General features: G+C 51.4%; 8 protein-coding genes and 1 pseudogene. 4 read left to right on the top strand and 5 right to left on the bottom strand.

The window, feature by feature from the left end; translation table 11 throughout:
- Positions 1-54: 54 nt before the first annotated feature.
- From Cop2CBH44_RS00360 to Cop2CBH44_RS00350, 3 genes are all read right to left on the bottom strand, one after another.
- Positions 55-3,207 (bottom strand): efflux RND transporter permease subunit, encoded by a 3,153-nt coding sequence (locus Cop2CBH44_RS00360; RefSeq protein ID WP_044229035.1) that lies wholly within the window; start codon positions 3,205-3,207, stop codon positions 55-57.
- Positions 3,208-3,238: 31 nt separating this feature from the next.
- The gene (locus tag Cop2CBH44_RS00355) at positions 3,239-4,348 is read right to left on the bottom strand and encodes an efflux RND transporter periplasmic adaptor subunit (RefSeq protein WP_200755891.1); all 1,110 of its coding nucleotides are present in this window, start codon (positions 4,346-4,348) and stop codon (positions 3,239-3,241) included.
- A gap of 86 nt (positions 4,349-4,434) precedes the next feature.
- Positions 4,435-5,862: an efflux transporter outer membrane subunit gene (locus tag Cop2CBH44_RS00350; protein WP_200755282.1), complete on the bottom strand. Its 1,428-nt coding sequence runs from the start codon at positions 5,860-5,862 to the stop codon at positions 4,435-4,437.
- 531 nt (positions 5,863-6,393) lie between these two features.
- On the opposite strand from Cop2CBH44_RS00350, the gene Cop2CBH44_RS00345 reads away from it, so the two are divergent.
- The 4 genes and pseudogenes from Cop2CBH44_RS00345 to Cop2CBH44_RS00335 form a co-directional block, all read left to right on the top strand.
- Positions 6,394-7,761, top strand: a complete 1,368-nt coding sequence (locus Cop2CBH44_RS00345) for an aldehyde dehydrogenase (protein WP_200755281.1) — start codon at positions 6,394-6,396, stop codon at positions 7,759-7,761.
- A gap of 28 nt (positions 7,762-7,789) precedes the next feature.
- Positions 7,790-8,944 carry an iron-containing alcohol dehydrogenase gene (locus Cop2CBH44_RS00340; RefSeq protein WP_021929917.1) on the top strand — a complete coding sequence of 385 codons (1,155 nt, stop codon included), beginning with the start codon at positions 7,790-7,792 and terminating at the stop codon, positions 8,942-8,944.
- 146 nt (positions 8,945-9,090) lie between these two features.
- The gene (locus Cop2CBH44_RS16425) at positions 9,091-9,594 is read left to right on the top strand and encodes a transposase (RefSeq protein ID WP_246469148.1); all 504 of its coding nucleotides are present in this window, start codon (positions 9,091-9,093) and stop codon (positions 9,592-9,594) included.
- Positions 9,579-10,418: pseudogene (locus Cop2CBH44_RS00335) on the top strand (IS3 family transposase); the annotation flags it as partial. The gene Cop2CBH44_RS16425 and the pseudogene Cop2CBH44_RS00335, both read left to right, overlap by 16 nt.
- 804 nt (positions 10,419-11,222) lie before the next feature.
- Here the strand turns inward: Cop2CBH44_RS00335 and Cop2CBH44_RS00330 are convergent.
- The gene (locus tag Cop2CBH44_RS00330; RefSeq protein WP_200755280.1) at positions 11,223-14,426 is read right to left on the bottom strand and encodes a polysaccharide lyase 8 family protein; all 3,204 of its coding nucleotides are present in this window, start codon (positions 14,424-14,426) and stop codon (positions 11,223-11,225) included.
- Entirely contained in the window at positions 14,427-15,263 is an 837-nt protein-coding gene (locus Cop2CBH44_RS00325; protein WP_157256175.1) for a hypothetical protein, read from the bottom strand.
- Positions 15,264-15,277: the final 14 nt, after the last annotated feature.

The raw sequence follows: 15,277 nt of genomic DNA, 5'->3' as shown, positions 1-15,277 counted from the left end.
GACGCCACCAAATACCCGGTGACGCCCTCCCTACCGATATAACCAAACAAACAATCAATCCATCTGCATCTTCTCCGTCGAAGCCGGAACCTTTCCCCCCTTACGAGTCAGAAAACGCTCCTGCACAGTCTGCATCAAATGATAAAAATTAGGTACGAACAAAGTCCCCAGCAACGTATTGAATGTCATTCCGAACACCACCGCCGTACCCAGCGCAATACGGCTCTCGGCACCCGCACCCGACGCAAACATCAACGGCATCACACCCAGGATAAAAGCAAAAGAAGTCATCAATATAGGACGCAACCGCACCCGGCCAGCCTCTATCGAAGCCTGAGTGATAGACTCCCCGTTGTTGCGGTAATCGATGGCAAACTCCACTATCAAAATCGCATTCTTTGCCGAGAGAGCAATCAGCAATACAATGCCTATCTGGCTGTAAATACTGATAGGCAAACTCATCACCATACAACCCAGCACCACACCCAACAAAGCCAGCGGCAAACTCAAAATCACGGCAATCGGGCTCGTCCAGCTCTCATACTGGGCCGCCAGCACCAAAATCACAATTACGATAGCCAGCACAAATATCAAGCTTACCGACGAACTCGACTGCGTCTCCTGATACGCCTCCGAAGTCCAACTATACCCGAAATTCGTACCCAGCACATTCCGCGTCAACTCCTCCATTCCCTCTATGGCCTGGCGCGTACTATACCCCTGAGCCGGTATCGCCGTAATAGCAGCAGCCGTATACATATTGTACCGCGTCACCTGGTCGAGCCCCTCCTGTTCCTCAAGAGTCGTAAACGACGAGAACGGTACCATATCCCCCTTCTGGTTACGCACACTCAATTTCATCACATCATCGATGACCGCACGGCTCCGCGCATCAGCACCCAGTTTCACCTGATACACACGGCCGAACTCCACAAAATCATTCACATAAGCCGTACCCATATAAGAAGACAAAGTCGTAAACACATCCTTCAATACCAGGCCCTGCATCTTCACCTTGTCCCGGTTGATATTCAAAAAATACTGAGGCGTATTACCCTGGAACATCGAATTCAACATCATCAAAGACGGCTCCTCCCGTACCCGGCCCAACAAGGCATTCACAGCATTCTGCAACTCCGTAGCACCCAAGTTGCTACGGTCCTCCAGCTCAAACTCCAGTCCGCCCGTAACCCCCAGTCCCGAGATAGCAGGCGGGTTCACCGCAAAGACAGTAGCCTCCTCGATAGCCGACGCATCCGCATTCAGCCGTTTCACCACCGAAAACACACTCTCATCCTTCGACTTGCGCTCGTCCCAGCTCTTCAACATCACGAAAAACGTAGCACCATTAGACGAGTTGCCACCCTGCATCATCGAGAAGCCATCGATACACAAATACGTCCTCACCTCCGGATAAGAATCCAGTATCCCCCCGATACGCCGCGTCACCTGCTGCGTACGGTCCAGCCCCGCCGCATTAGGCAACTGCACCGATACCACAAAATAACCCTGGTCCTCCTGAGGGATAAAAGAAGTAGGCCATTTCACAAACATCCACAACGTCACGGCCGAAACCGCGACAAACACCAACATCGTCATTCCGGGACGCCCCAGCAAAAAAGTTATCACACGCACATACCCCCGCAACGTAGCATCATACCCCTTGTTGAAGACCCTGTACACAAACGACTTCGCCTCCTTCGTCGGTTCCAGAAATATAGCACACAAAGCAGGAGTCAAGGTCAAAGAATTAAATCCGCTGAAAAAAGTCGCTGTCGCTATCGTCAAGGCAAACTGCTTATACAACTGCCCCGTAATACCGCCGATAAAAGCCGTCGGGATAAACACCGCCAGCAACACCAGCACCACCCCCACCACCGGGCCCGTAATCTCCTTCATCGCAATCGTCACCGCCGTCTTACGGTCATACTTGCCCGTATCCAGAAGCCGCGTAGAGTTCTCCACCACCACGATAGCATCATCCACCACAATGGCAATAGCCAGTACCAACCCGAAAAGAGTAAGCGTATTTATCGAAAAGCCGAACAACTTCATCACCGCAAACGTACAAATCAGCGACACCGGAATCGTAAGCGACGGGATTATCATCGCACGGAAGTTCTGCAAGAAAAGCAATATCACCAGCATCACCAGCAAAGTAGCCTCAAGAAAAGTAACCAGCACCTCATCTATCGACGCCGATACAAACTCCGTCGTGTCCAGTACCACATCATACGTGATATCCGTAGGGAAATACCGCTCCAGTTCCTCCATCTTGGCCCTCACAGCCTTCGCCACATCCAGAGAATTAGAACCCGGCAACTGGTATATCGCGATAGCAGCCGATTGCTTCCCCTTCTGCGTAGACGTGACCCCGTACGTCGAGCTCCCCAAATCTATCGTCCCCAAGTCCTTCAACCGCAAATAACTCCCGTCGGGCAAAGTCTTGATGACAATATTGCCAAACTCCTCCGGAGTAATCAGCCGTCCCTGGGCCGTAAGAGTAAACTGGAAATCGACAGGCCCATTCATCGGAGGCTGCCCCACCGTACCCGCCGAGACCTCCATATTCTGCGACTGCACCGCCGCATACACATCCGACGGCGTCAACTGCCGTATACGCATGACCTCCGGGTCCAACCAGATACGCATACTGTAATCACCCGCACCGAACACATTCACCGAGCCCACCCCCGGCAGGCGCGACAACTCGTCGGTCAAGTTCAAAGTCGCATAATTCGACAAATACAGACCATCATACTGCGCATTATCCGACTGCAACGAAAGGAACATCACGATATTCGTAGACTGCTTCCTCGTGATGATACCCTGCTGTATCACAGCCTCCGGCAAACTCCCCTGCGCTATATTCACGCGATTCTGCACCAAGACCGTAGCCATGTCGATATCCGTACCCACCTCAAAAGTCACCGTCAGCGTATACTGCCCCGAACTCGATGACGACGAACTCATATAAATCATCCCGTCCACACCGTTCACCTGCTCCTCTATCGGAGCACCCACAGTACGCGCCACCGTCTCCGCACTCGCACCCGGGTACGTAGCCGTCACCTGCACCGTAGGAGGAGTAATGTCAGGAAACTGCGCCACAGGCAACGTATTCAACGTCACCACACCCGCCAGCACCATCAATATGGCGATGACAGTAGCAAAAATCGGTCGGTCTATAAAAAATTTCGAAATCATAACCATCAGTTTTACAGAGAAAACACACCCCTCAATCCTTACTCTCCACCGGAGCGATCAACATCCCGTCACGCACCTTCAGCAAAGCCTTCGTCACATAACGGTCGTTCGCATCCACCCCCTTTACAACCTCTCGCAAAGTATCGTTCACCAGCTCGCCCGTCTCGATATGACGGTAAACCACCCGGTTCGAGTCATTCACCAGATACACATACTTGCCCAGCTGGTCAGTACCTATCGAAGCATCCCGCACCAGTACCGCCTCACTATTCTCCCCATAAGGCAAACTGATAGTCACATACAACCCGCTCTTGAGTTCCCCCTTCGGATTATCGATTTCAGCACGCACATTCAACGTACCCGTCGACAACTCCACATTCGGAGAGAGATAATCCAGCCTCCCCACATACTCCTCCGACAAAGGCTCCTGAAACGACAATTTTACCTCCTTGGGCATACGTCCCCTCAATTCCCCCTCCGGAGAAGCCATAATCATCCTCAAATACTGGTTATCCTCGATATTGAAATAAGCATACACCTTATCATCCTGATACAACGTAGCCAACGTCGTAGCCTGTACAGCCCCGCTGATATAACTCCCCACATCGAACAAGCTCCTCGACACACGGCCCGTAAACGGAGCACGTATGTAGCAATAACCCAGATTAGTACGAGCCGTCGTCAACTGCGCATTGGCATCCTTCAAGGCAGCCTCCGCCTGCTGTACATTCGACTCCGCCTGTATCAAGTCAATCTTCGATATCGCGTCGCTCTGCGCAGCCTCCCTCATACGGGCATAACTGTTCCGCGCATACGACAACTTCGCCTCAGCCGACTTCACGCCCGCCTCAGCTTGGCTCACCTGGTCCTGATACAACGTCGGCTCTATCGTAAAAAGCAAGCTCCCCTTCTGCACCATGCTCCCCGGAGCAAAAGACACGCTCTGCAAATAACCATTCACCCGCGCCACCAGATTCACCGTCTTCTCCGAAACCAGATACCCCGGATAAGACTTATGCAAAGTAACAGGCATCACCAACGGCTTAGCCACAGATATCTCCGGAACAGGAGCCGATACCTGCCCCCGCTCTTTCGAATGACAAGCAGTCATGCACACAACGGCCGCCATCACCACACCCATACCACTATGATAAAAAATACATCTCCCCATTTCCATAAAATTATATAAAAACATCCTTAACAAAATCCCGCATCCGCACGACGACATCACTCACTCACCCAGCCCCCGCCTACCGAACGGTACAACTGTATCAGATAAGAAAGAGTGCTCCCCTGAGCCGACACCAGCGAATTCTGGTAACTCAACACCGACCGCAAAGCATCCAAGACATTCTGGAAAGTAGTCAACCCCCGCTTATACAAGTCCAGCGACAAGCGCAAAGTAGTCTCCCCCTGCACCACCACCTCCCGCAAAGCAACCACCTGCTTCAGCGAATGAGTATACCCCGTCATGGCATTGTCCACCTCCTGCACAGCCGTCAACACCGTCTGGTTATACTGGCGGATACTCTCGTCCAGTTTAGCCTTCGCACCCGCCAAAGCCTGAGTACGCTGCATACCCTGGAACAAGTTCCAGCTCAACGTCGGAGCAATCTGGTAAGTCAGGCTCTTGCGATTAAAAAAATCATCCATATCACGAGCCGCAAAACCGATACTCCCCTTCAAATAAAACTTAGGCAGAAAATCCGAACGGGAAGCACCCGCAGAAGCAGCATAAGAAGCCACAGTACGCTCCGCCGCACGAATATCAGGACGCTGTCTCAACAAGTTCACAGGAATCCCCACACTCACGATACGGAGATAATCAGGAATCGGAGCCGGTACACGCAGCACAGGACGCAAACTCTCCGGATACACCCCCAACAAGACCGCAATCGCATTTATCTGCTGCTCTATCGAAGCCTCCAGACCCGGCAAAGAAGCCTTCGTACTATAATACACCGACTTGGCCTGCGACACATCCAGCTGCGAAGCCAAGCCCGTATCATACCTCACCTCCGTAATATGCAATATAGCCTGTTGCGAAGCAATATGCTGCTCCGCCACAAGATACTGCTGCTGCCACGTCCGCAGCTGGGCATACGCCGAAGCAACCTCCGCGCACAACGATACCATCACGCCATTATAATCCTCACGTGTAGCCCGGTACAACTCCTTCTCAGACCGCACCCGGTTACGAATAGAACCGAAGAGGTCTATCTCCCAGTTAGCCGACAAGTCAGCCGAAGCATACTGCGTTATCCGGCTTATCCCCGGTATCGCTATCTGAGACGAGTTCCGGCTGCTCTGCTGCCGCATCCATCCCGCCGTAAAGTCCACACTCGGATAGTACGCCGCCTGCTCCCCACGCATCACCGCATGAGCCTGGCGGATACGGTCCCCGGCCTCCAGCAAATCATAATTATTCGCCACAGCCACAGAAATCAAAGAATCCAGCCGCACATCGCCCAGCTCCTTCCACCACCGGTCCTCTACCGGCAACTTCTGTACAAAAAGCGTATCCGGCTCCCAAGCCTCAGGCAACGCCCTGTCCAGATACCGGCCGTCATTCTGAGCAGCCACCGCCCCACACATCAGTATCAGGCAAGAAGCCACCGCCCCAACAAAAAAATAATACCTTCCCAATATACCCATAATCAAACCTTACCGTTTTAGAAGCCATTAATAAACCCGTCGAAAACAGACAAGAACAAGCCCAAAAACATCCCGCAGGAATACGGACATGCCACCCCGTCCATAAAAAATACAACCAAGGTTCGAGACTATAACAAACGATTTTACGATTTGTTTATCACCCCTTTCCCTAAAATAAACCTCAAAGCGCAACTAAAATTCCCCCCTCGAAAAAGAAAACAACATCATAAACCACTCACTACCAAAAAGAAACAAGCAACCCAAAACCTCCCCTCTCGAGAGGGGCTGGGGGTGTGTTACGCCTGCGCACAGCCACCTCAAACCTAAAGCAACCACCAAAAGCCAACAAACGCCACATCTCCAAACAGCAAAAAAAACACCTCAAACCAACAAACTCTGCCTCTAAAAAAACACAAAGTAAACTCGGTCCGATTACTTTTATCAGAAAATGTAATCAAGCTCTCAAAAAATGATTACCTTTACGCCCTCGGAAAAAGTTGTATTTAACGAGAATTATTGTTCGCACCAAGAATGAATTACGAAGAACTGATAAAGGAACAACGAGCCTTTTTCAACAACCGCACGACCGGTGACATATCTTTCAGAAAACAATCTCTGACAGCACTGCAAAAAGCCATCCGGAAATACGAAAAAGAACTATCCGAAGCCCTGCGCAAAGACTTGGGAAAAGCCCCGTTCGAAAGTTACATGACCGAAATAGGATTCATCCTTTCAGAAATTCGCCATACACTCAAGCACCTGGACAAATGGGCCGCCGCAAAACGCTGTAAAACACCCCTGTTTCTCTTCGGTTCCACCAGCCACACCCGGCCCGAACCATACGGCATCGTACTTATCCTGTCCCCCTGGAACTACCCCGTACAACTGTTGCTCGCCCCGCTCGTCGGAGCCATTGCCGCAGGCAACTGCGCCATACTCAAACCCTCGCCGCGTACCGTTCATACCAACCACATATTAGGCAAACTCATTTCCGAAACCTTTCCCCCGCAATACATCGCCTTTCTCGAAACCGACAACCGGCAGACCGATAACCTGCTGAAACAACACTTCGATTACATATTCTACACCGGAGGCGTCGCATTCGGCAAACGCATCATGATGGCCGCAGCCAAAAACCTGACCCCCGTAACACTGGAATTAGGAGGCAAGTCACCCTGCATTGTCGACAACGACGCCCATATCCAAATCGCAGCACGGCGCATCGTCTGGGGCAAATACCTCAATTGCGGGCAGACTTGCGTCGCCCCCGACTACATTTTCGTACACCGGGAAGTAAAAGACAAACTCATCACAGCCCTACAAGCAGAAATCGAAAGACAATACGGGAAAGCCCCCCAGGAAAGCCCCGACTACCCCCGCATTATCAGCCAAGACCATTTCTACAACCTCCTGCTCCTGCTCAAGCAAGGACACATCGTCGCCGGAGGCAAATACGACGACAAAGACCTCTATATCGCCCCCACCGTAATATCCGGCATCCTCCCCGAAAACCGCATCATGAGCGAAGAAATTTTCGGGCCCATACTCCCCCTGCTCGACTTCGACGATATAGACAACGTCATCGACTACGTCAACAACCAGGAAAAACCCTTGGCGCTCTACTACTTCGGACAAAACAAGAAAAAAGCCCGGTACGTACTCCAAAACACATCATCCGGCGGAGCATGCATCAACGATGTCGTCACCCACGTAGCCAATACCCACCTCCCCTTCGGAGGAGTAGGAAGCAGCGGTACAGGAGCCTATCACGGCAAATACAGCTTCGATACATTCAGCCACACCCGCTCCATCGTGCAAAGCACGACCCGGTTCAATATCGGCATGAAATTTGCACCCTACGACGGGAAACTCAAATGGTTGAAAAAAATCATGAAATAAAAACAACAAACACATAAACCCTTCGATTATGGAAAACTTTACATTCGAGAATCCCACCAAACTCATTTTCGGAAAAGGCACCATCTCCAGACTGGCCACCGAAATAGCACCCGAAAAAAGAATCATGGTATGTTACGGAGGCGGCAGTGCCAAACGCAACGGTGTATACCAACAAGTAAAAGACGCACTCAAAGACCATTTCAGCATCGAGTTCTGGGGCATAGAACCCAATCCCGACTATGACACCGTAATGAAAGCCGTGGCACTGGCACGCCAAAATGACATCGACTACCTCGTTGCCGTAGGCGGAGGCTCCGTAATAGACGCCACCAAATTCATAGCCCATGCCATTCCCTACGACGGAGAAGACCCCTGGCAACTCGCCATACACAACGAGCTCATCACCCGAAGCACCCCGCTGGCAGTAGTCCTTACCCTGCCCGCAACCGGTTCCGAAATGAACCACCGCGGAGTACTCTCCCGCCGTCGCACAAAAGAAAAAGTATCATTCATCACCCCCTTCTCCTTCCCCCGGTTCTCCATACTCGACCCCGAAGTCACCTATACACTGCCCCGCAAGCAACTGTCAAACGGCATAGTAGACTCCTTCATGCACATCATGGAACAATACATGACCACGACCGGCAACAGCGTACTCATGGACCGTTGGGCCGAAGGCGCCCTGCTATCGCTCATCGAGATAGGCCCCAAAGTATTGGAACACCCCACCGACTATGACACCATGGCCAACTTCATGCTATGCACCACAATGGCACTCAACGGGTTCGTCGGCATGGGAGTACCCCAAGACTGGGCCACGCACCGCATCGGTTACGAACTCACCATACTCTACGGTTTAGACCATGCCGAGACACTCGCCGTTGTATTTCCCGCACTGCTCACCATACTCAAAGAGCAGAAAAAAGAAAAACTGGCACAATACGCCGAGCGAGTATGGCACATACAAGACGGCAATACCGACCAGAAAGCCGACAAAGCCATAGAAAAAACCGTAACCTTCTTCCGGCAGATGGGACTGCGTACCCGCATGAGCGAATACGGCATCCCCGCCGAAGCCGTCGATATCATCTACCAAAGACTCAAAAAAAGCGGAGCAGTCTACGGAGAAAAGAAAAATGTCGATGCCGAAATGGCACGAGCCATCTTCGCCCAAAGCCTTTAATACCTTATTATTTCCCCTCTCAAGAGGGAGAAACAATACAATAATACCCTAATTTACAAAAAGACAAGCACCATCAAAACCTCCCCTCTCGAGAGTGAAGTGCCCCCAAAAAGTTGGACAAAAAACCCAATAAAAACAGTGCAATAATGAAACACACCTTAGAAGAAAAGCGGGACATAGTCAGGCAAATCAAGAGAGGCCGTCCCCTCTCGAGTCTGTGCAAGACCCTACATCTCGACTGCCATATGGTCAGAGACTGGCTGCTGAGATACGAAAAGTACGGAGACCAAGGCCTCCGAATACGTACCCCAAAATACCACTTCAACACCCAAGAAAAAGAAAGAATAATATGGGAACATACAAAAAAAAGAATATCTTTGCAAGAACTGAGCCTCCGTTACGATGTAGACCGCAGTACCATAAAATCCTGGCTGAGAAAGGCCCGCACAGGAGGTTCCCTTTACCGGATAAAACAGCCGAGCCCCATGGCAAGACCCAAGAAAAAAGAACCACAGACAGAACTGGAGAAACTCCAGGCAGAAAACCTGCGGCTCAGAGCCGAGAATGCGCTGCTAAAAAAAGTGAAGGCCTTAGTCGAGGAAAAGAAAGCCCGGGCACGAGAGAATGGGCAAAAGCCATCGACGAACTAAGGCCGGAATACCCCCTAGACTTATTGCTAAAGTTAAAAAGGATGGCCCGTTCAGTGTTCTACTATCATCTTAAACATCTGAAAGACAAGGACAAGTATGCACACGAAAAGGAACTTGTCAAATCCATTTACCATGAACATAAGGGCCGGTACGGTTACCGTCGGGTGACGGCCGAGATGCGCAACAGAGGCTTCACGACCAACCATAAGACCGTACGGCGGCTGATGGATGAAATGGAGCTCAAGAGCAGAATCCGCAAAGTCCGTTACCGCTCATACAGGCACCAGGCCGGCAAGACAGCCCCCAACATCATCGCCAGGAACTTCAGGGCCGAAGCCCCCAACCGCAAATGGGCCACGGACGTGACGCAGATAAACATCGGTCCGGCCAAGCTGTACCTTTCGCCGATAATAGACATGTTCAATGGAGAAATCATCTCATATAACCTCTCCGAAACCCCCAACATGGAACAGATTTACGATATGTTGGACAAAGCCTTTTCCCGGAATGACGACCTGGAAGGACTAATCCTGCACTCCGACCAAGGCTGGCAATACCAGCATTACGGCTACCGCCAACGGCTCGAAGAGCGCAACGTGGTCCAAAGCATGTCACGCAAGGGCAATTGCCTGGACAACGCCATGGCCGAGAGCTTCTTCGCCATCATGAAGTCCGAGCTGCTCTATGCCGAAAACTTCGAATCCCCTGAAGCCTTCACGAGAGCTTTGGAGGAATATATCGATTATTATAACCATAGGAGAATAAAATCCCGGTTAAAGGGAAAGAGCCCGGTACAATACCGGACTCTTTCCATTACCGGATAATGTATAACCCGTCCAACTTTTGGGGGGCACTTCAGAGGGGCTGGGGGTGTGTCACGCCCACGCATAGCTACCTGAAAATCAAAAGCAACCACCAGAAGCCAACAAACGCCACATCTCCAAACAGCAGAAAAAACAACTCAAACTATGCCGCGCCTCTCACCGTAACACACCCCTTTATCCCCTCTCAAGAGGGGAATCAAAAACCACACAAACCACTCATTTCCAAGAAGAAAGCAGCATCCAAAATCTCCCCTCTCGAGAGGGGCTGGGGGGTGTGTGACGCCCGTGCATAGCTACCTGAAAATCAAAAGCAACCACCAAAAGCCAACAAACGCCACATCTCCAAACAGCAGAAAAATCATCTCATCCTAACCCGCACCTCTCACCATAACACACCCCTTTATCCCCTCTCAAGAGGGGAAACCTTACACTCAACCCACTAATTATCAACAAAAAACAACATCCAAAATCTCCCCTCTTGAGAGGGGATAAAGGGGTGTGTGACGTCAGCGCATAGCCTCCTAAATCAAAAAACAAATACATAAAGCCGACAGATACCACCTCAAAAAACTCCTCATCCCCAAAAATAAAATAAGAAAAATTAACAATCCGACCCACGCAGTATTTCTCGATTTCCGCATTTAATTAACAAACTCAAAGCTCTAAGAGCCTCTCAAATCTGACTCAGGCAAAATTCAGATAGGCTCTAATTTCATACTCAAAACAAACAAGAGCAAACCGGGCTGTAACCCTCCCCGCAGGGGTTTACAGCCCGGTCTTTTATCTATCACGAAACCCGTTCGCCTACATATTCACAAACTTCCACACATACGAGCGTCCATCAGGCCGGCAATAACGAATAACATACACACCCTTACCATAACCCGAGAAGTCCATCCGCAGCTCATCCAGGACAGCCGTAGCCACACGGCACAGTCGTCCCCTCGCATCATACACCACAACCCGGCCTCCCGGTTCCATATTCCGCACAATCGCAGTCGCTGAGCCCCGTTCCCATACATACACAGGCCCGTCATCACGCCCCTCGTCCAAACCGCTGTAATCATTATCCGCCAACGACACCTCTATACACTGTCCCATTCTGTCGGTGACATCAAACACCACATCCGTCCTGTCGCCATTCGCCTCCAGCCTTACCCGGCCATCCTCTCCGGTCATGCGGTAACTGCCCGCCAGAGACAACCGTACAGACGTCTGCTTCCAAGTCGGGTCAGCCAGCGAAACATAAAGCATCCCCCTATCCTCCCGTACCATTACGGCAGCCGGAGCATCACAAACGATATCATCCACCTGTCCCGCCTGCCAGAAGTTGATACCCATGACACGCAGCCCCGTCTCCCTGACAGCCTGTATATTATCCGTATTACAAACCACCTCTATCTCCGGGCGGGCAGCATACGCCTCAGTCTCCTCCCTCGTCGACGACGGCAGCAGCACATACGCATACCCCTCGTTCTCAGGACTCGTACCATGGTCGAAATACAACTGCGTAAACCCGTTATAGTCCCTCTTGGCATTCACCGTCGACGGCTGCGGGAAATAATAACCGCCCGTACCCTCAAGGCTTATCCACCGAGGATTCGGCAACGCCTCAGACCAGCCCTTCGTAGACGGCTTCAGTACCCCATCCACATAAAGGCTCTTCAAACTGTTCCGGTTCTCGACAACCGTCTCGGCAGCACGCTCCTCCGTCATAGAAATACCCGCACCCAGCGCGACAACCTCATTATCGAACATAAACCATGACTTCCGGCCTTCGAGCGAGCCCACCTCACTGACCAGATGCATACCCGCAACACCATAAACACCATTAAGGCTCGCACCCCCCGTCCAGTCCTGGGCATTCACCGGAATACCGAAAAGTCCGTAATTGCTCGTCTTCAAGACAGAACGCGCAAGCACATCCACCGTCGTCCCCGGCAGCCGCTGCATATTCACCAGGTTGAAGTAATTCACATACTGGCTCCTGTCAGTACTATTATAAATATAAGTCATCCCCTCACCCAGATACCAACCCCGCGTATTCTCGTTGTTCAAAGACTCAAACTTGCCGATACGCGACGACGACATGGAAATCCCGAAACGGAAATCCGGCCGGTTATGTATCACCCGGTCACCCGCCGCCATGACCACATTAAACGGAATCACCCCCGCTACCGGTACAGAAACGTCACCCAACAAACGGTCTACCCGCGGCTTGTCCAATATCGGGTCGAAGCCCGAATACACATCCGGATAATAACCGTTATCCGTCAACATCCTCTTGCATACCCCCTTGATATCCCTTTTCTGGTCCGCATCCGTCAGCAAGTCCGCCGACTCCGCGATATTAAGAGCAATCGCACGAGCCACATCATGCGGATTCCGCTTCACACCCCGACCCATATACATCATCATCATCTCACCCTCATATATCGTCGGGAAATAAGCCTTCGTCACCCACGTATAAAGACTCTCCACAATCTCATCGGGCAACCCGATTCCCGAACCTTCCAATATCGCCGACACCTTGGACGAAGCCTCTATAATCTCGCTCCCGTACCCGCCGATATAAGGCAGCGCAATATGCTGTATAAAAGTACCATCCTCATAAAGACCCTCTTTCTTCCCTATGGCAGGCATATAATCATGATAATCGCCCTGCGCCTTCCACAACTTCTCAAACTCCGCCTGTGCCGTCTTCCGTTGGGAAACCGTCGTCTTGTCCACAAACGCCCTCACCAAGCTTCTCAGCGCAATATCGATATCCTCCGCACTATTGCACAACACACCGCAGTACAACAACCTCACACAAGCCGTAGCCTGGTTGCCGTACGTATAATTACCCCGCTCCACAAAATTCCGCAACTGGGCCACTATCGTGTTGAAATAATTCGTCTTCACCCGTTGAGGCAACACATCATACAACAACGAAACGATACGCGCATAATAATCGGGAGTTCCCATATGCCACTCCCAGAAATTCCCGATACGCGAAGTATTCTCATTGAACGCATACTCGTACATGAAGTCCAGCCCCGCCACAATATCATTCAGCAACTCCTCATCATGATACAAGCGCCCCTCATAACAATAAGCCTGCGCCATGGTCAGTAACCGGCCGTACGTATAATACACATGCCCCGGAGTATTCGAAGCATCCCCCTTGAGCTTGTTGTAATCAGACCACAAATACGTCGACGGGCTCTTCTCCATTGCCGACCAATAATTCTTTGCACTCGTCGTTATAGAACCGATGCGGCTGCTCACACTCCCGTCAGACACATCATACCCCTTGCCCAGCACAATCTTCTCCAGCATGTTCTGCCGCATCAGAGCAAAAGTCTGCTCATCTATCACCGGCTCCTCCGGTACATCATCCTCCGGCAAACCCTCCCCATAAGCGCTGATGCTGATACTCTTTATCGAAGGCCACGCAGCCTGATTATAAAACAACCCGATGCGCACCTTGCCCGGCACGTTGATGTCCATCTCCACCTGAGTCACGTCGCCCGACTTGTTCGGTATCGACAGTCCCCCTTTCCATTCCCAGTCACTGCTCTGCCCCTCCACAAAGTAATTCACCTGGATAGGCCGGGCCGTACCATCCGAGACATACCCGCACAAGCGTATACTCCCCACACCATCCGCCATGGTAGGGAAATAAATCTTGGCCATCTCCTTTTGGTTATTCCCCAAAGGCAACACCGGGTTATTATTATGCAAACATACCGACGCCTCCCAAGCAGGCGGGAAAGTACGCTCCGCAATCACAAACTTGTAAAAGCCGATATTATCCTTCTCCTGCAACTCCTCGTTCATCACCAAGTCCGTCGTCGACCACTTCGTAAAATCCACATCCACCGAATGCACCGGAGTGCCCTTATACGTCCCGTCTGCCTCATAATGCTCCGTAGAATTCGTCGGCCCCACCTGCGCATGCAGAGCGGTCACACTCCCGAAAGAGGCGACCACTCCCGCCAAAAAAAATAAAATGCCCCTGCCCATTTACAACTTCTTAAACGATACAACCCTGTCCTTTGCCACTACCTTCACAATACCCGTACCGGACGGCAAAACCACACGGCCCGTCACGCCCCGTAACTCCTGCACCAACTGTCCGCCCAAGCTGTACACCAGCACATCCGCACACTCCTCGCCCAGCAACACGCAGTCACCCGCCATACGTATACTCTCGGGCCGCACCGTCTCCGATACGCCCGTAGGCAGATTCTCCCCATAAGCGCTGATGCTGATACTCTTTATCGAAGGCCACGCAGCCTGATTATAAAACAACCCGATACGCACCTTGCCCGGAATATCGATGGCAGCCTCCACCCGGTCCTCATCCCCGCTCTTGTTCGGAAGAGTAATACCCCCCTTCCATTCCCACTTCTCGCTGGTTCCCTCCACGAAATAATTCAGTTGGATAGGACGCGCCGTATTATCCGAGACATAACCCACGATACGTATCGCCCCCGCACCATCCGCCATAGTAGGGAAATAAATCTTGGCCATCTCCGCCTGGTTATTCCCCAACGACAACACCGGGTTATTATTATGCAAGCATACCGACGTCTCCCAAGTAGGCGGGAAAGTACGCTCCGCAATCACAAACTTGTAAAAGCCGATATTATCCTTCTCCTGTAACTCCTCGTTCATCACCAAGTCCGTCGTCGACCACTTCGTAAAATCCACATCCACCGAATGCACCGGAGTACCCCAATACGTCCCGTCAGGACTGTAATTCTCTGTCTCGTTAGTCGGTCCCACCTGAGCCCGCACCACACCGCTCATTACAAAGGTCATCAGACCCGCAACCAAAAGTAAACGTTGTTTTTTCATAAGGTAAATCATTT

The sequence above is a fragment of the Coprobacter secundus subsp. similis genome (genome assembly GCF_015097275.1).
GTDB lineage: Bacteria > Bacteroidota > Bacteroidia > Bacteroidales > Coprobacteraceae > Coprobacter > Coprobacter secundus.
The sequence above is the reverse complement of the archived record's forward strand: the minus strand, read 5'-3'. Positions and strand labels throughout refer to the sequence as shown.

Bases quoted from the DNA above. Each gene is read 5' to 3' on its own strand.
- Cop2CBH44_RS00360 (WP_044229035.1), bottom strand. From the start codon at position 3,207: ATGATTTCGAAATTTTTTATAGACCGACCGATTTTTGCTACTGTCATC.
- Cop2CBH44_RS00355 (WP_200755891.1), bottom strand. From the start codon at position 4,348: ATGGGTGTGGTGATGGCGGCCGTTGTGTGCATGACTGCTTGTCATTCG.
- Cop2CBH44_RS00350 (WP_200755282.1), bottom strand. From the start codon at position 5,862: ATGGGTATATTGGGAAGGTATTATTTTTTTGTTGGGGCGGTGGCTTCT.
- Cop2CBH44_RS00345 (WP_200755281.1), top strand. From the start codon at position 6,394: ATGAATTACGAAGAACTGATAAAGGAACAACGAGCCTTTTTCAACAAC.
- Cop2CBH44_RS00340 (WP_021929917.1), top strand. From the start codon at position 7,790: ATGGAAAACTTTACATTCGAGAATCCCACCAAACTCATTTTCGGAAAA.
- Cop2CBH44_RS16425 (WP_246469148.1), top strand. From the start codon at position 9,091: ATGAAACACACCTTAGAAGAAAAGCGGGACATAGTCAGGCAAATCAAG.
- Cop2CBH44_RS00330 (WP_200755280.1), bottom strand. From the start codon at position 14,426: ATGGGCAGGGGCATTTTATTTTTTTTGGCGGGAGTGGTCGCCTCTTTC.
- Cop2CBH44_RS00325 (WP_157256175.1), bottom strand. From the start codon at position 15,263: ATGAAAAAACAACGTTTACTTTTGGTTGCGGGTCTGATGACCTTTGTA.